Source organism: Variovorax sp. OK605, from assembly GCF_900115445.1.
Classification (GTDB): domain Bacteria; phylum Pseudomonadota; class Gammaproteobacteria; order Burkholderiales; family Burkholderiaceae_C; genus Variovorax.
On sequence record NZ_FOWL01000001.1, the window covers coordinates 320,000 to 344,138 of the forward strand.

Annotated in this window: 12 protein-coding genes; all 12 read left to right on the forward strand. The window is 70.6% G+C overall.

The features are described 5' to 3' along the window. Window positions 1-374 precede the first annotated feature (374 nt). The 12 genes from BM013_RS01455 (at window position 375) to BM013_RS01510 (ending at window position 24,124) form a co-directional block, all read left to right on the forward strand. Entirely contained in the window at window positions 375-7,772 is a 7,398-nt protein-coding gene (locus BM013_RS01455; RefSeq protein ID WP_093121904.1) for a type I polyketide synthase, read from the forward strand. Next, a complete protein-coding gene (locus BM013_RS01460; protein WP_093121906.1) occupies window positions 7,769-12,763 on the forward strand; it encodes a non-ribosomal peptide synthetase in 4,995 nt (1,664 codons plus the stop codon). Before BM013_RS01455 ends, BM013_RS01460 begins: the two co-directional genes overlap by 4 nt. Before the next feature lie 2 nt (window positions 12,764-12,765). Continuing rightward, window positions 12,766-13,479 carry a 4'-phosphopantetheinyl transferase family protein gene (locus BM013_RS01465; RefSeq protein ID WP_093121909.1) on the forward strand — a complete coding sequence of 238 codons (714 nt, stop codon included), beginning with the start codon at window positions 12,766-12,768 and terminating at the stop codon, window positions 13,477-13,479. Beyond that, window positions 13,476-14,294 carry a serine aminopeptidase domain-containing protein gene (locus BM013_RS01470; RefSeq protein ID WP_093121911.1) on the forward strand — a complete coding sequence of 273 codons (819 nt, stop codon included), beginning with the start codon at window positions 13,476-13,478 and terminating at the stop codon, window positions 14,292-14,294. Before BM013_RS01465 ends, BM013_RS01470 begins: the two co-directional genes overlap by 4 nt. Beyond that, window positions 14,287-15,213 (forward strand): alpha/beta hydrolase family protein, encoded by a 927-nt coding sequence (locus tag BM013_RS01475; RefSeq protein ID WP_093121913.1) that lies wholly within the window; start codon window positions 14,287-14,289, stop codon window positions 15,211-15,213. Before BM013_RS01470 ends, BM013_RS01475 begins: the two co-directional genes overlap by 8 nt. A gap of 89 nt (window positions 15,214-15,302) precedes the next feature. Continuing rightward, the gene (locus BM013_RS01480) at window positions 15,303-16,523 is read left to right on the forward strand and encodes a polysaccharide biosynthesis/export family protein (protein ID WP_093121916.1); all 1,221 of its coding nucleotides are present in this window, start codon (window positions 15,303-15,305) and stop codon (window positions 16,521-16,523) included. Window positions 16,524-16,557: 34 nt separating this feature from the next. Next, window positions 16,558-18,897, forward strand: coding sequence for a polysaccharide biosynthesis tyrosine autokinase (locus tag BM013_RS01485; protein ID WP_093121918.1), 2,340 nt, complete (start codon window positions 16,558-16,560; stop codon window positions 18,895-18,897). Continuing rightward, window positions 18,894-19,610, forward strand: coding sequence for a sugar transferase (locus BM013_RS01490; RefSeq protein WP_093121920.1), 717 nt, complete (start codon window positions 18,894-18,896; stop codon window positions 19,608-19,610). Before BM013_RS01485 ends, BM013_RS01490 begins: the two co-directional genes overlap by 4 nt. Window positions 19,611-19,703: 93 nt before the next feature. Next, on the forward strand, window positions 19,704-20,705 hold the full coding sequence (locus tag BM013_RS01495) for a GDP-L-fucose synthase family protein (protein ID WP_093121923.1): 1,002 nt from the start codon (window positions 19,704-19,706) through the stop codon (window positions 20,703-20,705). A 70-nt stretch (window positions 20,706-20,775) separates the two neighbouring features. Then, a complete protein-coding gene (locus BM013_RS01500; RefSeq protein WP_093121925.1) occupies window positions 20,776-22,092 on the forward strand; it encodes a hypothetical protein in 1,317 nt (438 codons plus the stop codon). 8 nt (window positions 22,093-22,100) lie between these two features. Beyond that, window positions 22,101-23,189, forward strand: a complete 1,089-nt coding sequence (locus tag BM013_RS01505; protein ID WP_093121928.1) for a glycosyltransferase — start codon at window positions 22,101-22,103, stop codon at window positions 23,187-23,189. After that, the gene (locus BM013_RS01510; protein WP_093121930.1) at window positions 23,186-24,124 is read left to right on the forward strand and encodes a hypothetical protein; all 939 of its coding nucleotides are present in this window, start codon (window positions 23,186-23,188) and stop codon (window positions 24,122-24,124) included. The genes BM013_RS01505 and BM013_RS01510 overlap by 4 nt, the downstream gene beginning before the upstream one ends. Window positions 24,125-24,139 lie beyond the last annotated feature (15 nt).

Consider the following 24,139-nt stretch of genomic DNA (forward strand, 5'->3'; position numbering starts at 1 on the left):
AGTGAAATGTATGCACCGATCCGGTTATCCGCGCGAACCATCTGGTGCGCTGGTTTTCCCGCGGTCTCCCCTGTGCATCTCCCCATGAGTACCCCGGTTCGGGAGCGCATTCCGGCGCCTCTGGACAGTTGGCGCAGCCCCTCGGAACCTCCAAACCACGCATCAGTTACCTCGAACTGGACAGTTCGGGTAGTACGTTTTCGAAATAACCTTGTCTGAATGTAACCTAGGCCTTAAGACCACACTTTGGCCGTCTCAAACCTCCTAGGATCGAGTCAAGAAAAAGAAAGAAGACCGTTTCAGAACGCCAATTGATTGGGCGATATCTTCGCGCATTCAATTAATTCCATCGTATTGCGTATCCGGGTATTTACATGGAAATTCAAACTGTTTTGCCGTCGCGCGTTTCAGCCCCCGACCTGCTCCTGGGAGACCTGTTCGTGCCGCGCGCCAACCCGGATTCGCCGAACGCCCGGCACACGAGCAACCTGCCCACGGCGCTTGCCGCCGCCCACCTGCTGCCCGACACCCCCTTCGCCGGCGCGTGGCTGCTGCTGCAGTCGCGCTGGCTCGGAACCCTCTGGCCGACGTTGGAAGAAGCCTCGCTCAGCCCGAACGCATCTCATGGCCGCACGCAGCGCCTGTCGACCACCGCCGCCTACGACGCGACCCGGGCCGCCGGTGACTGGCTCGCGGAACTGGACCAGGCCCGCCGCGTGTCGGCGGAAGCGCCTCTGTCCGCGCAGCGCCCCGACGTGCTCTGGCTGCGCCAGGACATCGACACCGCCTACGGCACCGACGCCGCCCTGCGCCTGCGCTTCGACGCCCCCAGCGCATGCCTGCATATAGACAGTGCGGTCAGCCTGCTGGACGCCGCCGCGCTCGGTGCCCTGCTCGCCGCCATCGCCGACACCGCCGCCGACCTGCTCGCGCGCCCCGATGCCGCGCTCGGCGACATCCGCACCCTGCCCCGCGCCGACAGCGACACCCAGCTCACCGCATGGAACACCGCCGTGTCGCCGCTGGACCGTTCGCTCACCGTCACCGGCCTGTTCCGCCAGCAGGCGCAGTCCGCGCCGGAAGCCACCGCCGTCGCCGAAGGCGAACTGTGCATGAGCTACGCGGAGCTCGACCAGCGCTCCGACGAACTCGCACACCGCCTGCAGCGCCTGGGCGTTCGCGGCGGCGACAGTGTCGGCCTGCTGCTCGACCGCTCGATGGCCGCCGTCGTCGCGATGCTCGGCATCCTGAAAGCGGGCGCCGCCTACGTGCCGGTGCCGACCGATTTCCCGTCCGAGCGCATCGCCTACATGCTCGGCGAAACGCATGCGCACCACGTGCTGACCGAGCAGGCGCACCACCATCTCGTGCCGCCGAAACACGCGGTATTGCTGCTCGACGAATATGCCGACAAGGCAGATCGCAGTTCTTGGAATCCGCCGTCCGTCGACGGCGAATCGGTCGCCTATGTGATGTACACCTCGGGCTCCACGGGCACGCCCAAGGGCATCGAGATCTGCCACCGGTCGATCCTTCGGCTCGTGGCCGGCGTGGACTATGTCGAACTCGCCGCGGGCCGCGCGGTGCTGCATGCGGCGCCGCTCGCCTTCGACGCGGCCACGCTCGAGGTCTGGGGCCCGCTGCTCAACGGCGGCTGCTGCGTGATCCACGACGAGCGCGTGCCCACCGGCGCCGGCCTGGCCCGCACCATCGCGCGCCACGACGTGCACACCGCATGGCTCACGGCCGCGCTCTTCAACGCCGTGGTCGACGACGACCCGGCCCACCTGGCCGGCCTGCGCCACCTGTTCACCGGCGGCGAGGCGCTGTCGGTGCCGCATGTGCGGCGCGCGCAGGCGGCACTGCCGAAGCTCACGCTCAGCAACGGCTACGGCCCGACCGAGTGCACCACCTTCGCGGCCACGCACCGCATTCCTTCTCCCCTGCCCGACGACCTGCGTTCGGTGCCGCTGGGCCGCCCCATCAAGGACACCGTGCTGCGCGTGCTGAGCCCGTCGATGGCGCTGCTGCCGGCCGGTTTCGTCGGCGAGCTCTGCATCGGCGGCCACGGCCTGGCGCGCGGCTACCTGCGCCAACCCGCGCTGAGCGCCGAACGCTTCGTGCCCGACCCCTTCGGCGGTCCGGACGACCGGCTCTACCGCACCGGCGACCTCGCGCGCTGGCTGCCCGACGGCACGCTCGAGTTCATCGGACGGCGCGACGGCCAGGTCAAGATCCACGGCCATCGCATCGAGACCGGCGAGGTCGAGGCCGCCATCCTGGCGCACCCCGCGGTGCAGTCGTGCGCCGTGCTCGCGCGGCCCGACGCCAGCGGCCAGCTGCGCCTGGTGGCGTACCTCGTCGCACGCACGCAGCAGGTCGCGTGGGACGCCCTGCGCGCGCACCTTGCCACGCGCCTGCCCGCAGCCCTGGTGCCGACCGCGCAGGTGTGGCTCGCCCAGCTGCCGGTCACGCCCAACGGCAAGCTCGACCGCAAGGCGCTGCCCGAACCGGCCGGCGAACGCCCCGAACTGGCCCAGCCTTTCGAGGAAGCGCACGACGCCCTCGAGCAGCAGGTGTGCGACGCCTTCGCGCATGCGCTGCGCATCGACAAGGTCGGGCGCAACGACAACTTCTTCGACCTCGGCGGCGACTCGCTGCTGGTGCTGCAGGTGCTCGCCGAGCTGCAGCGCGGCACCGGGCTGCAGCTGTCGACCAATCTTTTTTTCCGCAATCCCACGCCAAAAGCAATGGGTGCGCGGATGCAGCCGGCGGGCGATCTGCCCGCCACGGCCGCTGCGACCGGTACGCAAGCACGACCGGTCGCGGCGGCCCCCTCTTCGCCAAGGTCCGGCATCGATGACGATGCCGTGGCCCTGGTCGGCACCGCCGGCCGCTTTCCGGGCGCCGCCGATGTCGAGCAGTTCTGGCGCAACCTCGTCGCCGGGCGCGACACCATCACCTTCTTCGACGACGCCACGCTCGACGCGGGCGTCAGCCAGGCGCTGCGCAGCGACCCGTCGTACGTGCGCGCACGCGGCGTGATCGACGGCATCGAAGACTTCGACGCCGCCTTCTTCGGCATCGGCCCGAAAGAGGCGCAGCTCATGGACCCTCAGCAGCGCGTGTTCCTGGAGATCTGCTGGGAGTGCCTCGAACGCGCGGGCTACGTGCCCGACGCCGCGCCGGGCCCGGTCGGCGTGTACGCCGGCATGTACAACGCCACCTACTTCCAGCGCCACGTGAGCACCCGGCCCGACCTGGTGGAGCCCGTGGGCGAGTTCCAGGTGATGCTGGCCAACGAGAAGGACTACATCACCACGCGCGTGGCCAACCGGCTCAACCTGACCGGCCCCGCCGTCAGCGTGCACACCGCCTGCTCGACCTCGCTGGTGGCCGTGGCCCACGCCTTCCATGCGCTGCGCACGGGCCAGTGCTACATGGCGCTGGCCGGCGGCGCCTCGGTCACCTGCCCGCCGCGCAGCGGCTATCTCTACAACGAGGGCTCGATGCTCTCGCCCGACGGCCACACGCGCAGCTTCGACGCGAATGCGCAGGGCACCGTGTTCAGCGACGGCGCGGCCGTGGTGCTGCTCAAGCGCCTGGCCGACGCGCAGGCCGACGGCGACACCATCTACGCCGTGCTGCGCAGCGCCGCGGTGAACAACGACGGCGGCGCCAAGGCCAGCTTCACCGCGCCCAGCGTCGACGGCCAGGCCGCGGTGATCCGCGCCGCGCTGGCGGCGGCCGGCGTCGACGCGCGCAGCATCTCCTACGTGGAAGCGCACGGCACGGCCACGCCCATGGGCGACCCCATCGAGGTCGAGGCGCTGGCCGTGGCCTATGCCGAGCACACCGACGCGCTCGACTACTGCACGCTCGGCTCGCTCAAGAGCAACGTGGGCCACATGGTCACCGCCGCGGGCGCGGCCGGGCTCATCAAGACGGCACTGGCGCTGCACCACGAAGTGATTCCGCCGACGGTGCACTTCAGCTCGCCGAACCCGTCGATCGACTTCGCGCGCACGCCGTTCCACGTCAACAGCGAACTGCAACCCTGGCCGCGCGCCGACCTGCCGCGCCGCGCGGGCGTGAGCTCGTTCGGCGTGGGCGGCACCAACGCGCATGTCATCGTCGAGGAGGCACCGCCTCGGCCGGCCTCGCCCCTCGCGGCCGGCGAACAGGTGCTGTCGCTGTCGGGCCGCTCGGAGGCTGCGCTGGCCGTGGCCTGCGAGCAGCTCGCCGCGCACCTCGACGCGCAAGCCGGCCTGCCGCTGGCCGACGTGGCCCACACGCTGGCCGTGGGGCGCAAGGCGCACGCCTTCCGCCGCGTGGTGGTCGCCGGCAGCGCGGCCGATGCCTCGGCCGCGCTGCGCAATGCCGACTCGCCCTGGCGCGCCAGCGGCCGCATCGCCGCACGCGCACCGCAGATGGTGCTGATGTTCCCGGGCCAGGGCGCGCAGTACGCGGGCATGGGCAAGCACCTGCACGCCGCCGACCCGGTGTTCGCCGCCGCCTTCGACGACTGCATGAACGCGTTCGAAGGCGCGGTCGACTTCGACCTGCGCGCGCGCATGTTCTCGGACGACCCGCAATCGCTGGCGCCCACCGCCGCCACGCAGCTGGCCATCTTCGCGCTCGAGTACGCGCTGGCCCGCCGCGTGCTGTCGCTCGGTGCGCGCCCGCAGGCACTGATCGGCCACAGCGTGGGCGAGTTCGTGGCGGCCGTGCTGGCCGGCGTGATGCGCCTGGAGGACGCCGCCAGGCTCGTCGCCCGGCGCGGCGCGCTCATGCAGGCCCAGCCGGCCGGCGCCATGCTGTCGGTGCGCCTGGGCGCGGCCGAACTGCTGGACAGGCTCGACCGCGTCGGCCCGCAGCTGTCGCTGGCCGCCGAGAACGGCCCCACCGCCTGCGTGGCCGCCGGCCCCTTCGACGCCATTGCCGCGCTGCAGGCCGCGCTCGAGGCCGACGGCATTCCGGCGCGCGCGCTGCAGACCTCGCACGCCTTCCACTCCGCCATGATGGACGGCGCCGTCGCGCCCTTCGAGGCGCTGGTGCGGCAGGTCGAACTGCACGCACCGTACACGCCCATCTTCTCGACCATGACCGGCCGCCTGCTCGAAGGCGCCGAGGCCACCAGCGCCACCTACTGGGCCCAGCACCTGCGCGGCACCGTGCACTTCTCGCCGGCCGTGCGCTGCGCGATGGCGCAGGTGGCCAACCCGCTGTTCGTCGAGGCCGGCCCCCGCAACATGCTCTCGACGCTGGTGCGCCAGCACGGCGCAACCGGTGTGGTGCCGCTGCTGCAGGGCGACCCCGCCGACGAGGCCCGCACCCTGCACCTGGCGCTGGGCCGCCTCTGGACCTGCGGCGCCGACGTCGAGCTCTCGCGGCTCGTGTCGCGCACCGGCGCGCAACGCGTGCAGCTGCCCACCACGCCGTTCGAGCGCAAGCGCTTCTGGGTCGACATCGCCGCCGTCCCCCCCATCGCCACCGAGACCGCGCCCGTCGCAGCCCCGGCCCCTTCACCTGTCTTCCTTGTTTCACCTACCGCCCTGGAGCCGACCGTGACCGCTGCAACGCCCTCGCCTCTTCCTCCCCCCGCCTCCAACGTGGATGCGCGCCTGCGCACCCTGTTCGAGGACATCTCCGGCCTCGACATGGCGCAGGCGGAAGGACACGCCGCCTTCGGCGAGCTGGGACTCGACTCGCTCACGCTCACGCAGGCCGCCACGCAGATCAAGAAGCACTTCAAGGTCAACCTCAGCTTCCGCCAGCTGATGGAGAACTACCGCAGCTTCGACGCGCTGTCGGGCTTCCTGCGGGAAAGCCTGCCGCCTGAAGCCGCGCCGGTTGCAGCACCTGCCGCGGCGCCGGTGACCGCGGCGGCCATGCCCGCACCCGTGCAGGCCGTCGCCGCCTACCAGCCCGTGGCCATGCCCATGCCGGTGTATGCGCCGATGCAAGGCGGCATCGGCGGCGGCGACCCGCTACCGCAGCTCATTTCGCAGCAGATGGAATTGATGCGCCAGCAACTGGCCCTGCTGTCGGGCGCCGCGCAGGCCGCGCCGCTCATGACGCTGCAGGCCATGCCTGTCGCACAGGTCGCACAGGTCACGCAGGCCGCGCAACCGGTGGCTGAACCCACCGCACCAGCCGCAACCGCGGTCTCCGCCACGCCCGCTGCCGACGAACCCGCCACCCACCAGCCCGTGCGCTACGACGTGGCCAAGGCCTTCGGCGCCATCGCCCGCATCCACACGCAGCGCACCGCCGAGCCCAGCGGCCGGCAGAAGGCGCGGCTCGCGGCCTTCATGCGGCGCTACGTGGAACGCACGCAGAAGAGCAAGCAGTTCACCGAGTCCAACCGCCCCCACATGGCCGACCCGCGCGTGGTCAACGGCTTTCGCCCGATCACCAAGGAGATCACCTACCAGATCGTCATCGAGCGCTCCAAGGGCTCGAAGATGTGGGACCTCGATGGCAACGAGTACGTCGACGTGCTCAACGGTTTCGGCATGAACATGTTCGGCTGGCAGCCCGACTTCGTGCAGGACGCCGTGCGCAAGCAGCTCGACGAAGGCTACGAGATCGGCCCGCAGCACCCGCTGGCCGCCGAGGTCACGGCGCTGATCTGCGAGCTCACCGGCAGCGACCGCGCCGGCCTGTGCAACACCGGCTCCGAGGCCGTGATGGCGGCGCTGCGCATCGCGCGCACCGTCACCGGCCGCAGCACGGTGGTGGTGTTCACCGGCTCCTACCACGGCACCTTCGACGAAGTGCTGGTGCGCGCCGGCAAGGCGGGCAAGGGCCTGTCGGCCGCGCCGGGCGTCATGAGCGGCATGTTCGGCGACATCCGCGTGCTCGACTACGGCACGCCCGAGGCACTGGCCTTCATCCGCGAGAACGCCGACGACCTGGCCGCCGTGCTGGCCGAGCCGGTGCAAAGCCGCCGGCCCGACTTCCAGCCGCGCGAGTTCCTGCACGAAGTGCGCGACATCACCGCCAAGAGCGGCTGCTGCCTGATCTTCGACGAGGTCATCACGGGCTTTCGTACCGCGCTGGGCGGCGCGCAGGAGCTGTTCGGCGTGCGCGCCGACCTGGCCACCTACGGCAAGGTGATCGGCGGCGGCTTTCCGGTGGGCGTGATCGCCGGCAAGCGCGAGTTCATGGACGCGCTCGACGGCGGCCCCTGGCAGTACGGCGACGACTCGATCCCGGGCGTGGGCGTGACCTACTTCGCCGGCACCTTCGTGCGCCACCCGCTCGCGCTGGCCGCGGCCAAGGCCTCGCTCACCCACCTGAAGGAAGCCGGGCCCGCGCTGCAGGCCGGCCTCACGGGCAACACCTCGGCCATGGCCGCGGAACTCTCGGGCTGGTGCAAGGAGGTGGGCGCGCCCATCGAGATCCGCCACTTCGCCTCGCTGTGGCGCGTGAGCTGGCTCGAGGACCACCCGCTGCAGGACCTGCTGTTCGCCATGATGCGCAGCCGCGGCATCCACATCCTGGACAACTTCCCCTGCTTCCTCACGAGCGCGCACAGCGCCGAGGACATCGCCTTCATCCAGCGCGCCTTCAAGGAGTCGGTCGCCGAGATGCAGGAATCCGGCTTCCTGCCGCGCCGCGCCGCGGTCGTCACCGGCTTCGACCTGCGCAAGCCCGCCGAAGAAGGCTCGGTGCTGGCGCGCGACGTCGACGGCCAGCCCTTCTGGTACGTGCCCGACACGGCCAGCCCCAGTCATCACCTCATCAATGGAAAGGCCGCAGCATGAACGCCGTTCTCAAGCCCACCGCCAGCGGTGGCGCCATCGAATGCATCGTTGCGACGACGCAATCGCAACGTGAAGTCTGGCTCGGCGCAACGCTGAGCACCGAGGCCTCCCTGGCCTACAACGAATCGGTGCTGCTGCGCATGCGCGGCACGCTGGACAGCGAAGCCCTGGCGCAGTCGATGGCGCTGCTGCTCGAACGCCACCAGGCCCTGCGCGCCACCATCTCGCCCGACGGCACCTGCATGCTGGTGAGCCAGCCCGGCGACAACCACCTGCTGCAGCAAGACCTGAGCGGCCTCGAACCCGAAGCCCGCACGCGGGCCCTGCGCGCCGCCCACAACGAGGCCGTGTGCACGCCCTTTTCGCTCGAGCACGGCCCGCTGTTCCGCGCCGTGCTGTACCGCCTGGGCGAGGCCGAGCACGAGCTCGTGATGTCGGCGCACCACGTGGTCTGCGACGGCTGGTCGTGGGCCGTCATCACCGAGCAGCTGGGCCACCTGTATGCCGAGCAGACCGGCGTGGGCCTGAAGCTCAAGCCCGCGCCGCTCTTCGCCGACTTTGCCGCGCAGGAAGCCGACGACGCCGCGCACCCCGACATGCAGGCGCACGTCGACTACTGGCTGGGCCGCTTCTCGGGCAGCACGCTGCCGGTGCTCGACCTGCCGCTGGACCGCCCGCGCCCGGCCACGCGCACCTTCAACTCGCTGCGCGCCGAGCGGCTGCTCGACAAGCGCCTGGTGAGCGCCGTGCGCACCACCAGCACCAAGGCCGGCGTGAGCCTGTTCACCGGCCTGCTCAGCGGCTTCGTGGCCACGCTGCACCGCCTCACGGGGCAGGAAGACATCGTGGTCGGCATTCCGGCGTCGGGACAGCTCGCGCACGACATGCCCGGCCTGGTCGGCCACTGCGTGAACCTGCTGCCGCTGCGCCTGGCCGCCAACACCGGCATGCGCTTCGACGCGCTGATGGACGAATGCAATACCGCCGTGCTCGACGCCTTCGACCACCAGGCGCTGACCTACGGCGCGCTGCTGGGGCAACTTTCGCTCGAGCGTGACCCGAGCCGGCTGCCGCTGGTGAGCGTGGCCTTCAACGTCGACCCCGACGTGGCCAGCAGCGCGCAGGCCTTCACCGGCATCGACGTGGTGCAGGACACCATCGCGCGCCAGTACGAGAACTTCGAGCTCTTCCTCAACCTGCGCCCGCTCGACGGCGGCCTGGTGATCGAGGCGCAATACAACACCGACCTGTTCGACGACGTCAGCGTGCAGCGCTGGCTCGACATGTTCGAGTGCGTGCTGCAGTCGGCCACGCACAAGCCGGACGAAACCGTCGGCCGCCTCGAGGTGCTCTCGGGCGACGGCGCGCGTGCGCTGCTCGCGCTGCAGCCGGCGCGCGTGCCGCTGGTCGGCGCGCCGCTGGCGCATGCCGGCTTCCTGGCGCGCGTGCCGCAGCAGCCCCACCACCCGGCCGTGCGCGACGGCGCGCGCAGTTGCAGCTACAGCGAGCTCGACGCGCTCTCCAACCGCATGGCGCATGCCCTGCGCGCACGCGGCGTCGCGCGCGGCCAGCGCGTGGGCCTGTGCCTGAACCGCAGCCTGGAAATGGTGGTCTCGATGCTGGGCATCCTGAAAGCGGGTGCCTCGTACGTGCCGCTGGACCCGGCCTTCCCGCAAGCGCGCCTGGACCACTACGCCAGCGACGCCAAGCTCAGCCTGATGCTGACCACGTCGGACATCGCGGCCACCCCGCGCGACTGGCGCGCCGACGCCGGCCAGCGCGTCTTCGAGATCGACCGCGACACCGCCTGGCGCCAACTCTCCGCAGAAGCCCTGCCGCCGAGCGCCGACGACGCCGGCCCCGACGACGCCTCCTACGTCATCTACACCTCGGGCTCCACCGGCCTGCCCAAGGGCGTCATCGCGCACCACCGCGGCGTGGCCCACCTGCTGCAGTGGATGCAGCGCGAGTCGGGCATCAGCCCGGCCGACCGCATCGCGGCGGTCACCACGCTGTCGTTCGACATGGCCGTGCCCGACCTGCTGCTGCCGCTGGCCGCCGGCGCCGAACTGGTGATGGTGCAGCGCGACGTGGCCATGGACGGCAACCGCCTGTCGCGGATGCTCGACGAAGAGCAGATCACCCTGCTGCAGGCCACGCCCGGCATGTGGCAGGTGCTGCTCGACGCGCAATGGCAAGGCGCCCCTGGCTTTCGCGGCTGGACCGGCGGCGAGGCGCTGCGCCCCAGCCTGGCGCTCGCGCTGTGCGAGCGCATGGAAGGCCTGTGGAACGGCTACGGCCCGACCGAGACCACCGTGTACTCCACCGCCTGGCACGTGCGCCCCGAGGAAATCGCCTCGCGCGGCGTGTCCATCGGCAAGCCCGTGGACAACACCGAGATCTGGATCCTCGACGCCGACCTGCAGCCCTGCCCCGTCGGCGTGCCCGGTGAAATCTGCATCGCCGGCGAAGGCGTGTCGCTCGGCTACCTCGACCGCGCCGAGCTGACGGCCGAGCGCTTCGTCACCGTGCGCATCTTCGGCGTGCCCAAGACCGTATACCGCTCGGGCGACCGTGGCCGCTGGCGCAACGACGGCCTGCTCGACCACCTCGGCCGGCTCGACTTCCAGGTGAAGGTGCGCGGCTACCGCATCGAGCCCGGCGAGATCGAGGTGCGCTGCTGCGAGGTGCCCGGCGTCTCGCGCAGCGTGGTCGTGGCCCGCGAGGACAACCCCGGCGACGTGCGCCTGGTCGCCTACCTGGGCCTGACCCCGGGCGCCACCTTCGACCTCGACGCGCTCATGGTGCACCTGCGCAAGCACCTGCCGGCCTTCATGCTGCCGCAGCACGTGGTGACGCTCGACGCGCTGCCCACCATGCAGAACGGCAAGGTCGACCGCATCTCGCTGCCGCCGCCGCAAGCCGCGGCACGCGACGAGGTGCGCCGCGGCGCCGGCCCGCGCAACGACCACGAGCGCAAGGTGCACGCGGCCATGGAGAAGGTGTTGAGCCTGCCGGGCCTGGACATGCACGACGACTTCTTCACCATGGGCGGCCATTCGCTGCTGGCCGCGCGCCTGACCACGCTGCTGAGCCGCGAGTTCCAGGTGACGCTGCCGCTGCGCACCCTGTTCGAGGCGCCCACGGCCGAGAAGCTGGCCGGGGCCATCCAGGCGCTGCAGGGCGCGGGCGTCGGCCTGCAGGCGCCCATTGCGCTGCGCGCCGAGCGCCGCGCCGCGCCGCTCACCCTGGCGCAGGAGCGCATCCGCTTCATGGAAGAGCTGCACCCGGGCCGCTCGGTCTACAACGCGCCGTCGGCGCAGCGCCTGCTGGGCAAGCTCGACGCGGCGCGCTTCGAAGGCGTGCTGCGCGAAATGATCCGCCGCCAGCCCTCGCTGCGCACCCGCATCGGCAGCGATCCGCAGACCGGCGAGCCACTGCAACTGATCGCGGAGTCTGTGGAATTCGCGCTGCCGCAGGTCGACCTGCGCGGCCTGCCGGCCGACCAGCGCGACGCCGAACTGGCCGAGCGCATGCAGGAGCTCGCGGACCGGCCCATCGACATCCACAAGGCGCCGATGGCCAACGCCACGCTGTTCCAGATCGACGACAACGAGCACGTCTTCCTGTTCGTGCCGCACCACCTGATCTGGGACGGCTGGTCTTTCGACCTGCTGCAGAACGAACTGGGCGCGCTCTACGACGCGGCCGAGCGCGGCCGCCCGCACAACCTGCCCGCCCTCGCCACCACCCACGGCGACTACGCCGAGTGGCTGCAGAAGTGGATGACCGAGCCCGCCTGCGAGGAGCAGCTGGAATTCTGGCGCCGCCGGCTCGAAGGCGCCAGGGCGGCCCGCCCGCCGCGCACCGACATGCCGCGCCGCGCGGGCAAGAGCGGCCAGGGCGGCGCGCACTGGATCAACATCGACCTGCAGAGCACGCAGCGCCTGCGCGAGATCGCACGCGACATGGACGTGACGCTCAGCATGCTGACCTTCGGCGTCTACGCGCTGACCATGGCCCGCGTGATCGGCAGCGACTTCATCGTGCTCGCCAACCCGGTGCGCGGGCGCCAGCAGGCCGAGACCGAAGACATCATGGGCTTCTTCAACAACGTGCTGCCGGTGTCGCTGGCGGTCGACCTGAAGCAGACGCTGCCCGAGTTCATGCACTACGTGAAGCAGGAACTGCTGTCGATGATGAACAACCAGCAGGTGCCGTTCGAGCGCCTGATGGCCGAGCCGGGCTACGCGAGCCAGATCAAGACCTCGGGCCCGTACCAGTCGATGTTCTCCTTCCAGGACGCCCGCGAACGCGCGCGCTCGGTGGGCAGCCTGCAAACCCGCCAGATGCACGTGATGCAGCACGGCGCCACCGACGACATCGGCGTGTGGCTGATGGACAAGCCGCACGGCCTGGAAGGCGCGCTGATCTACAACGCCGACGTGTACCTGCGCGAGACCGGTGCGCAGCTGCGCGAGCGCTACCTCGAGGTGCTGCGCCGCGTCGCCGAAGACCCGAACGCCACGCTGGCCGACATCGCGAGCACCGAGGACTCCACCAGCGCCGCCTACCTGCGCAAGCTCGCGGCCGAGGAGCCCGGCAAGGGCGCCCCGGCGGCCGCCGCCGGCGAGGAGCGCAAGGCGCGGCAGGCCCTGCTCAACCCGGAGCATGCGCAGCTCGCGCAGATCTGGGCCGGCGTGATCGGCATCGATGTGGAGGACATCCGCGCCAGCGACAACTTCTTCGACCTGGGCGGCGACTCGCTGCTGGTGCTGCGCGCCGTGCAGCAGGCCGCGCAGATGCTGGGCCATCGCGTGGAGCCGCGGCGCTACCTGTTCGAGAACCTCGGGCAGATCGCATCGTCGCCGCGCACCGTGCCCGAGGGCGTGCCCTCGGACCTGGTCGAGCTGGCCGCCGGCACCGCCGCCAACGCGCAGCGCGGCGGCCTGCTCAGCCGCGCCTTCGGCGGCTGGCTGCGCAAGGGGTGAACATGAACAGCTCTGCCTACGCCCTGTCCATCGACGCGCCGGTGTGCCGGTACGTCGACCTGGACAGCTTCACCGACCTCCTGCCCGCGCAGGTCCTGTCGGACGAAGAGTGCGCGCGCGCCGCGAACTTCCGGTTCCCCGCCGACCGGCAGCGCTACGTGGCCTCGCACATCGCGCTGCGCCAGGCGCTGGCCGAGTACACCGGCCTGCACCACGCCGCGCTGCAGCTGGCCACGGGTTCCTTCGGCAAGCCGTCGCTGTCGGGCCACACGCGCACGCAGTTCTCGCTGAGCCACAGCCACGGCCTGGCGCTCATCGCCATCGGCGGGCGCGGCCCGCTGGGCGCGGACGTCGAGCTGCTGCGCGCGGTGCCCGACGCGGCCGTGCTCGCGGCCGAGCACTTCACGCGGCGCGAACAGGAGGCGCTGGCCGCCCTGCCCGCGCAGGAACGCGACAAGGCCTTCCTGACCTGCTGGACACGCAAGGAGGCCTGCCTGAAAGCCATCGGCGTGGGCCTGCTGCTGTCGCCGCAGAGCTTCGAGGTGGGTTTGGTGCCGGACTGCCGCAGTGTCGAGCTGTCGGTGGCCGGGCGCATCCTGTGGCTGGTGCTCGGGCCGGCGCCCGCGCGCATGGACTGCGTGGGCTCGCTGGCCGAATGGCGCCAGACCGAGGCCCGCGCCGGTCACGCGAGCCGCCTGGCGGAGGCGCACGCATGAGCTCCACGCCCCTCATGTTCGGCCCGGCGTCGCGCCAGGTCTTCGGCGTGTTCCATGCCGCCGACCAGGACCGCGCCGACGACACGGCCGTGCTCATCTGCCCGCCCTTCGGGCAGGAGGGCCTGCGCACGCACCGCTTCTTCAAGGTGCTGGCCGAGCGCCTGTCGCGCACCGGCATCGCCACGCTGCGCTTCGACTTCTACGGCTCGGGCGACTCGCCGGGCGACGAGAGCGAAGGCGAGTTCGACGGCTGGCGCCGCGACCTGTGCTGCGCGCACGAAGAGCTGCGCCGGCGCGCGCCGGGTGCTTCCATCGTGTGGATCGGTGCGCGCCTGGGGGCCACGCTGGCCGTGCTGGCCGCGCGCAGCGGGCGCTGCGACCCGGTGCGGCTGGTGCTGTGGGAGCCGGTGATCGACGGCAGGCGCTATGCCCGCGTGCTGCGCGAGGACCACGTGAGCGCCATCGACACCACCTTCTGCATTCCCGACGTGGCCTGGCGCCGCAGCCTGGTGCAGCAGCCCGACGCCCTGCCCGAGGAAGCGCTGGGCACCGTGCTCTCGCCGGCGCTGCGCGCGCAGCTGGCGGCGCTGGTGCCCGAGTCGCTGCCGCTCACCGCGCTGCACGACACCCTGGTGCTGGCCAGCCCCGACGACGAGCGCACCGCGCAGTGGGCCTCCGACCAGCAGTCGCGCCACATGCCGGTTCGCCTGGGCTACTTCAAGCACCAGCTCGACTGGACCTCCGACCCCTACCCCAACAGCGCGATGGTCCCGGCCGATGCGCTCAACCGCCTCCAAGGTGCGATCCATGAATGACACGACACAGACGCCCGTGCGTTTCGGCCCCGGCGACGCACTGATGGGCATGCTCACGGCCCCCGCGCAGCAGGCGCCGGCCGGCGTGGCCTGCCTCATGTTCAACATGGGCGCCAACCACCGCGTGGGGCCGCGCCGCATCAACGTGAAGCTGGCGCACATGCTGGCCGCGCGCGGCGTGAGCAGCCTGCGCTTCGACCTGGGCGGCGTCGGCGACAGCGACGCGCTCGACACCTCGCCCGACCTGCAGACCCGCGCCGTGCACAGCCTGCAGGCCGCCATGGACCTGGGCGAACGCATGCTGGGCGCGCGGCAGTTCACCGTGGTGGGCATGTGCTCGGGCGTGGAGCACACCATGGCCGCGGCCGCGGCCGATCCGCGCGTGGTGGCCGTCTCGCTGTTCGACGGCTTCGCCTTCCCCGAGCGGCGCGCACGCTGGGAGCGCAACGTGCGCCGCGCGCTCGCCGCGCCCGCGCACCCGTCGTTCCCGGGCAAGGCCAAGCGCTGGCTGCAGCGCCACTTCCTGCGCAGCCACTCGACCACGCCGATGCCGGGCTTCTTCGCCGAGAAGCGCGCGCCCGAGGACAACGCGGTCTGGTTCGGCGCCACGCTGCGGCAGCTGGTCGAACGCAAGGTCGCGGTGCAGCTGCTGTATTCGGGCTCGCTGCACGTGTGCGACCGCGGCCGCGACCAGCTCGGCGCCTTCGGCCGCCAGCCTTTCACGCAGGACCTGCAGTACGAGTTCATGGCCGAGGTCGACCACACCGTGTGCACGGAAAGGGGCCAGCAGCTCTTCCTGCAATCGGTCGGCGACTGGGTGACCGACCGCTGCTTCGGCGCCAGCACCGAACGCCGCAGCCAGGCCCGCCCGCTCGCGAGCGCCGAACACGCCATGCCCACCACCTGGGCCGCGCCCTGAAGCGCAGCCCTGTTGCCCATCCTCAACCGGTCCTCTCACTCACCTCACCCACGTCACCCACCGTCAAAACGGCCATCAAGGAGATCACCATGGAACGCCACGATCCAGCGCCGCAGTCACGCGGCTCGCGCCCCTTCCCCGCCAGGGCAGCGGCAGCAGAGGCCCAGATGGAGCGCCGGTTGCGATGGGCGGGCCTGGCGCTGCTGCTGTCGCTCGGCCTGGTCGCGCTGTCGGGCTGCGCGCCCGGCTTCGGCGGCGTGGGGCCGCTGGGCTTCACCAGCGCCACGGGTGACAGCACGGCCTCGGCCGAGAACAACAAGATCATTCCGATCACGCCCGACCTGATCCGCGCGCAGGCCGCGCAGAAACCCAAGACCGTGTCCGACGGCGTGAAGCGCCTGTTCGCCACCGCGCCGGTCTACACCATCGGGCCGGGAGACGTGGTCGGCATCATCGTGTACGACCACCCCGAGCTGCTGCCCAACGCCGGCGCGGTGATCGCGCAGCAGTCCGACCCGACCGGCGTGAGCGTGGCGCCGGGCTTCATCGTCGGCGCCAACGGCGAGATCAGCTTTCCGTACATCGGGCGCGTCAAGTTGCAGGGCCTGACCGAAAGCGGCGCGTCCGAGCTGGTGGCCGGGCGCATCCAGAAGTTCATCAAGGACCCGCAGGTCACGGTGCGCATCCAGTCGTTCCGCAGCCAGCGCGCCTACGTGCAGGGCGAAGTGCGCACGCCGGGGCTGCAGATCTTCACCGACGTGCCGATGACGCTGTCGGAGGCCATCAGCCGCGCCGGCAGCTTCACCACGGCCGGCGACCGCGCCCGCATCACGCTCACCCGCGGCGGCGTCTCGACGGTGGTCGACATTCCCGCGCTGCAGGCCATGGGCCTGGACGCCAACAGCATTCCGCTGCGCAACGGCGACGTGGTGAACATCGGCACCCGCGAGGACAGCCGGGTCTACGTGATGGGCGAAGTGCGGGCCCCGTCGTCGCTGCAGATGCGCATGAACGGCCGCCTGAGCCTGAACGAGGCGCTCGGCGACGCCGGCGGCCCCGACCTGCTCGCCTCCGACCCCGGCCAGATCTTCGTGGTGCGCAACTCGCCCGACAACCTGGACGTGCAGCAGATCTTCAACCTCAACGCGAAGAACCCGGTGGCGCTCGCGCTGGCCGACCGCTTCGAGCTGATGCCGCGCGACGTGGTCTATGTCGACCACGTGCCGCTGGTCACCTGGAACCGCGTGATCAGCCTGATCCTGCCGGCCGCCCAGGTCGTCAACCTCGGCCGCGACACCGCGCGCCGGTGAGTTCTCCACCCCGCAACACGAAAAGGTGAACCTCATGAACGCGCGTTGGCAACCCTCGCTCCCGGCACCCGCGGCCGCCCCCGTCACGGTGCTCGAGACGACCGCCTGGCCACGGGAATCCCGGTTCCGGGAATACCTGGACATCCTGATCGACAGCCGCTGGCTGATCGCCACCATCGCGGTGCTGGCGCTGCTGGTGGGGGTGGGCTATGCCCTGTTCGGTCCGCGCGTCTACGAGGCCAACATCCTGATCCAGGTCGAGGACTCGGACCGCACCAGCGGCAACTTTCCGGGCGACGCCAACGGCGCCGGCGGCATCAGCGTGAAGACGCCGACCACCGGCGAGACCGAGATCCTGCGCTCGCGCATGGTGCTCGGCCAGGCGATGGAGAACACGCGGCTGTACATCAGCGCCAAGCCGCACTACATCCCGGTGGTGGGCGAGTTCCTCGCGCGGCACGCGAGCCAGCTGTCCACGCCCGGCGTCTTCGGCATGGGCAACTACGTCTCGGGCACCGAGCGCATCGCCGTCGCGCAGATGGACGTGCCCTCGGCCTTCGAGGGCAAGAAGTTCACGCTGCTGGCGGGCGACGGCGGCAACTACACGCTGACCAACGCCGACCTGGAAACGCCGCTGAAGGGCACCGTCGGCGTGCCGCTGGACGCGGCCGTGCCCGGCGGCACCCTGCACCTGCTGGTCGGCTCGTTCGACGCCGCGCCCGGCGGCGCCTTCGAGCTGGTGCGCTACTCCAAGCAGCTCACCCTGCTGGGCCTGCAGAAGGACCTGCGCGTGGTCGAGAAAGGCAAGCAGTCGGGCGTGATCGACGTCAGCCTGCAGGCCGAGAACCGCGGCCAGCTGGCCGACATGCTCAACGAGATCTCGCGCCTGTACGTGCGCCAGAACATCGACCAGAAGACGGTACAGGCCGAGCGCGCGCTGGCCTTCCTGGGCACCGAGCTGCCCAAGTTCAAGGCGCAGCTGGAGCAGTCGGAAGACAGCTACAACCAGTACCGCAACCAGAACGGCACCATCAGCCTGGACGACGAGGCCCGCAACGCCCTGTCGCAGAACGTCGACCTGCAGGCCAAGCTGCTCGACGCCAAGCAGAAGCGCCTGGACCTGGTGGGCCGCTTCACCGCGGCGCACCCGATGGTGCAGACGCTGGACACGCAGATCGCCTCGCTCAAGAAGGAGCTGGGCTCGGTCGACGGGCGCATCCGCCGCATGCCCATGCTGCAGCAGAACTCGCTGCGCATGCAGCGCGACATCAAGGTCAACACCGACCTGTATGCGACGCTCCTGAACAGCTCGCTGCAGATGCGCCTGGCCAAGGAGGGCAAGGTGGCCAACGTGCGCGTGCTCGACCAGGCGCTGGTGGCCGAGAAGCCCGTGCGGCCCAAGCCGCTGATCGTGGTCGCGCTGGCGCTGGCCGGCGGCCTGTTCCTCGGCGGTGCCGCGGCAATGGCGCGCAAGAACCTCAAGCGCTCCATCGGCAACCCCGACGACATCGAGGCCGTCACCGGCATGAGCGTGTACAGCACCATTCCGCTGAGCACCCAGCAGCGCGTGCTCGACCGCGCCGTGCGCAACGGCAAGCCCGGCGTCAAGGTGCTGGCGGCGCTGCACGTGGAAGACCCCGCGCTCGAAGGCCTGCGCCGCCTTCGCACCGCGCTGAAGTTCGTCATGCTGGGCGCGCCCAACAACCGCGTGATGATCTCCAGCGCCACCGCCGGCGCGGGCAAGACCTTCGTCTCGTCGAACTTCGCCACGCTGCTCGCCACCTCGGGCAAGCGCGTGCTGCTGATCGACGCCGACCTGCGCCGCGGCAGCCTCACCGAGGAGTTCGGCCTGCAGCGCAAGGACGGGCTGTCGGACGTCATTGCCGGCGGCGTGCCGCTGGAGCAAGGCATCCACCACAACGTGCTGCTGAACCTGGACGTGATGAGCGCCGGCACGCTGCACCCCGACCCCGGCGGCCTGATGACCAGCGACGCCTTCGCCCACACGCTGGCCACGCTGTCCGCGCGCTACGACGTGGTGGTGGTCGACGCGCCGCCCACCCTGCTGGCCTCGGAGACCGCCGCCATGGCGCCGTGCATGGGCACGCTGCTGCTGGTGGCCCGCGCCGACACCAGCGAGATGGGCGAGCTGGTGGAAAGCGCCAAGCGCATGGCCCACGTGGGCACCGCCTTCCACGGCGTGGTGTTCAACGCCGTCGACACCTCGCAGCGCCACAACCGCAGCTACAGCTACGGCTACTACGGCTACGGCGGCGCGGCGCCTGCGCGCCGCGACCCGGCCTACACGCTGGACACCACCCACGCCGACACCGTGATGCCCAAGCGCATCGAACCGGAGCACGCCGGATCATGAGCACCCTTCAATCGACCTCCTCCACGCAGCGCAACGCCGGCGCCGCGGGCGTCGGCAACGCCGCCAACACGCCGGTGTACGGGCCACTGGGCGGCGCGCTCTGGCTGCGCTGGGCCAAGCGCGCGGCCGACATCCTGATGGCCGGCTCGTTCTTCCTGTTCTTCGGCTGGGCCTATGCGCTCATCTGGTTCGGCGTGCTCTACACCTCGGGCGGGCCGGCCATCTACATGCAGCCGCGCTACGGCAAGGACGGCAAGGTCTTCAAGTTCTACAAGTTCCGCTCGATGGTGGCCGACTCCGAGGCGGTGCTGGCGCGCCACCTGCGCGAGAACGAGGCCGCGCGGCGCGAGTGGGCGATCTACCAGAAGCTGGAGCACGACCCGCGCATCACCCGCTTCGGCGCCATCCTGCGCAAGTACAGCATCGACGAGTTCCCGCAGTTCTGGAACGTGCTCAAGGGCGACATGAGCATGGTCGGCCCGCGCCCCTGCATGTTCACGCAGAAGGACCTGTACGGCGACTACTGGGACCACTACTGCGCGGTGCGCCCGGGCATCACGGGCCTGTGGCAGATCAGCGGGCGCAACGAGATCAGCTACCGCCGCCGCGCCGCCATGGACGCCGAGTACGTGGCGCACCTGTCGCTGTGGCGCGACCTCGGGATCCTGCTGAAGACCTTCGGCGTGGTGACCGGGGCGCGCGGGTCGCGCTAGCCGCGGCCCGAAGCGCACAGCCCGCCCTTTCGCATCCAGTTTCGATTTCGATTTCGTCTCCCTGGAACTTCAACCCCTTCACCGAAAGCACATATGCGTATCTTTGTTGCAGGTCATCGCGGAATGGTGGGTCAGGCGACCGCAAGGCGCCTGCGCGAAATGGGCCATGACGTGGTGACACGAACCCGCGCCGAACTCGACCTGCTCGACCAGGCGGGCGTGGCCCGGTTCTTCGCGTCCGAGCAGATCGACGAGGTCTACCTGGCGGCCGCCAAGGTCGGCGGCATCCACGCCAACATGACCTACCCGGCGCAGTTCATCTACGAGAACCTGATGATCGCCACCAACGTCACGCACCAGGCCTTCCTGGCCGGCGTGAAGCGCTTGCTGTTCCTGGGCTCCAGCTGCATCTACCCGCGCCTGGCCGAGCAGCCGATCCGCGAGGAGTACCTGCTCAACGGCAAGCTCGAGCCCACCAACGAGCCCTACGCGATCGCCAAGATCGCGGGCCTCAAGCTGTGCGAGAGCTACAACCGCCAGTACAGCGCCACGCACGGCATCGACTACCGCAGCGTGATGCCGACCAACCTGTACGGCCCCGGCGACAACTACCACCTGGAGAACAGCCACGTGGTGCCGGCGCTGATCCAGCGCTTCCACCTGGCCAAGATCAGCAACGCGCCCAGCGTGCTGATCTGGGGCAGCGGCCGCGCACGGCGCGAGTTCCTGTACGTCGACGACATGGTCGAAGGCTGCCTCGAGGTGATGAAGCTGTCGCGCGCCGAGTACGACCAGCAGACCGACGCCATGCGCGGGCACATCAACCTGGGCACCGGGGTGGACGTGTCGATCGCCGAACTCACCGAGCTGATCCGCGACGTGGTGGGCTACACCGGCAGCATCCGCTACGACCTCGCGCAGCCCGACGGCGCGCCCCGCAAGCTGCTGGACGTGTCGCGCGCCGGCAGCCTCGGCTGGCACGCGGCCGTGCCGCTGGGCGAAGGCCTTCGCCGCACCTATGCGGACTACCAGACGGCGATCCGGCCGCTGGAGGAGACCGACCCGGAGCACGCGCACACCCACGTGCACGCCTGAGCCACACCCGCCCAGGCTGCGAACACCTGCCGCGAACACCCACCGGTTCCACCCACCCCACAGGCCCACCATGCGAACCCTTTCCTTCTGGTCCGGCATCGTCTGCGCGCTGCTGTGCGGCCTGGTCGACCCGGTGTGGGGCTATGTGGCGGTGTTCGCGCTGTCGCTGGTCCAGCTCTCGCTGCTGGGCTCGTCCGGCGGCAGCGTGTTCCTGCTGATCCACTACGCGACCATCCTCACCTACTTCTCGCTGGCACCGGCCATGCAGATCTCGCACGAGGTCGACTTCTGGGAAGCAGGCCTCATGAGCACGTCGGCGCACACGCAGGCGCTGGTGCTGCTGATCCTGTACATGGCCGGCGTGGAGGCCGCGCGGCTGGGCGTGCCCGATGCGCCCGCGCACCAGCCGGGGCGCCACGACCAGCGGCTGCTCGGCGTGGCCCATCCGCTGCTGCTGCTGCTGAGCTGCTCGCTGGCCGCCTTCGCCGCGCTGTTCATCCGGCCCGACCTCAACTTCGTGGCGCGCGGCCTCTCGGGCGACGAAGAAAGCGTGCCGCTGGACTTCATCTTCTATTCCACGCTGCCCAAGCTGGTGGTGCTGCTGTGCTTCGTGGCGCTCGCCATCCATGCGGTGCGCCGGCGCACGTTGTGGTCCTGGTGCGCGGCGGCGCTGGCCTTCGCGCTGGCGATGGTCGCGGCCAACCCCGTCAACACCGCGCGCCAGGTGCTGCTGACCGGCCTGCTGCCGCTGCTCATCCACGCGCTGGGGCGCGGGCGCCGCAGGCTGCTGGGCGCCGTGATCTTCGGCGCCATCGCCGGCCTGGGCCCGGTGCTCAACCTCATCTCGCGCGGCAGCATGTGGGGCGAGGAACTCACGACCTTTCCCTTCAGCCCCGACTTCGACGCGATGTTCGTGGTGGCCGGCATCCTGGAGCGCGCGCCCATTCCCGACCTGGGCTGGGGCCGCTACCTGCTCTCGGCGTTCTCGTTCTTCCTGCCGCGCGACCTGAAGATGTTCCCGGACTTCGACCCGCTCGGCTGGTCGGCCATCCTGGGCAACTTCTCGCAGAGCAACCTGTCGCTGCCGCCCTTCACCACGGCGTACTTCGACTTCGGCCTGGCCGGGCCGGCGCTGCTGGGCATCGCGATCTCGGCGGGATTTCGCATCGTCGACCGCGCCATCGACCCGAACCGCGCGCTGTCGGGCGCCTACCTGTCGGCGCTGGTGCTGCTGGCCGCCTACGTGCCGTTCATGCGCGGCCCGATCCTGGGCTGGGGACCGTTCGCGGCCTCCGGCGTGATCGCCGCGCTGATCGCCGGCGCCCTGAGTTCCCGCGCCCGCCGCCCGCAGCCGCGGACCGTGCGGCGCAGCCTTCCGAGTGCGTGAGGACCGCCATGGCCACCTACCTCTACTACGACACCATCCGCCTCAACAAGGGGACGGGCGGCGTGCTCAACATGTCCGAAGTGCTGCTGCGCCACATGCAGCTGTCGCGCGACGACCGGGTCGAGGCGGTCAGCGAACGCCATCCGAAGCTCTACGCGCTGGCCGAGCGCCTGAAGGTCAGCCGCTTCATCTTCGACACCCTGCTCTACAACTTCCACCGCCTGCGCATGCTGCTCACGGGCGAGCAGCTGTTCTCGGTGTTCCCCAACTACTTCCTGCCGTTCACGCTGCTGGGCCGGCACCGCGACGCGATCGTGGTGGTGCACGACCTGCAGTACAAGACCTTTCCCCAGTACTTCAAGCGCAGCAAGCGCCTCTTCCTGAGCTGGAACCTGTGGCGCGCGGCGCGCAGCGAGGCCGACGTGGTCTTCATCAGCCGCAGCAGCCAGCAGGACTTCGAGCGCCACTTCGGCCGCTGCGAGCATTCGGCGGTCATCTTCAATCCGGTGGACGCGCCGCGGCCTGCCGCCACGGCGCAGGCAACGCCCGGCGCGGCGCCGCGCGAGCGCTACCTGATCGCGGCCTACCACTACTACCCGCACAAGAACTTCGGCGGCATCCTCGCGCTGTTCGAACGCATGCGGCGCGCGGGCCTGGTCGACTTTCTCGACATCACCGGCAACGGTGCGGCCGAGGTCGAGCGCATGGTCTCGGCGCTGGCGCCCGAGGTGCGCGGCTTCGTGCGGCACCGGGGGCTGGTGCCGCGCGCGGAACTGCTGCGGCTGTACGTGGGCGCCACCGCGTTCATTTCGCTGTCGACTTCCGAGGGTTTCAACCTCTCGGCGGCCGAGGCGGCCACGCTGGGCGTGCCGCTGCTGCTGTCCGACATTCCGGTGCACCGCGAGCTGTTCGCGGGCTACGGCTTCTTCGTGGGCAGCGCAGGCAGCGACCCCTACCGGCTCGCCAGGTACCTCGCGCGGCATGAACGCACGCCGCCGGTGTGGGTGCATGCCGCCGCCTGCACACCCGCTGCGATCGCCGGGCGCTACCTGATGCTCAAGCGCGGCGCACTGTCCTTCACACAGGTGACGCCATGACGAAAAATCCCATGCGATTGCTCTCGGCGCTGCTGCTCGCGGCGGTGTCGCTGGCCGCCCGCGCGCAGCCGGCGGACGTGCCGCCGATGCCCGGCTTCGGCGTGATGGTGCATTACCTGCCCGACAAGCGGACCATCAACGAGATCAAGCGCTTCGACGTCGAGTCCTTCGCCGCGTCGCTGGCCGAGATGCGCGCGTCGCACCTGATCCTCACGCTCGGGCAGAACAACGGCCAGTACATCGCGCCCAATTCCGCGCTCGAGGTGCTGTGCCCGGGCAGCGCGAAGAACCGCCCGCCGCGCGACCTGCCGCTGGAAATCGGCCAGGCGCTGCGCAGCCGCGGCATCGCGCTGATCCTGTACCTGCCGTTCCGCGCGCCGCAGGAAGACCCCGCGCTCATGACCTGCCTGGGCGACGTGAACGAGCAGCAACCGCCGCCCGCGCGCTTCATCGCGGCCTGGTCGAGCGTGGTGCGCGACTGGTCGGAGCGCTACGGCTCGCTCGTGAGCGGCTGGTGGTTCGACGGCACCTACAACACCAAGGGCATGACGCCCGCGGGCTGGGACATGCTGTGCAGCGCCTCGCGCGCCGGCGGCGGCAACCGCTGGCTGGCCTTCAACGCGGGCGAAGGCCCGCAGCGCTTCAGCCTCAAGTCGGCGCCCTGCCAGAACCTGATGGCCGGCGAATACATGGAGCCGCCCTCGCACCTGAACGCCGCGCCGTCGGACCTGACGCTGCACGTGCTCACGCCGCTGGCCGCCTCCTGGGGCAGCCCGACGCCGGCGCGTTTCTCGGCCTCGCAGCTGCGCACGTGGTTCTCCGAAGCGGCCACCGCGCGCGGCCTCTTCACGCTGGACATGCCCATCGATGCCGCCGGCCGCTTCGTTCCCGCGCATGTGGCGCTGGTGAAGAGCGTCACCGCGCGCAAGCCCTGAGCAAGCCCACCGCCG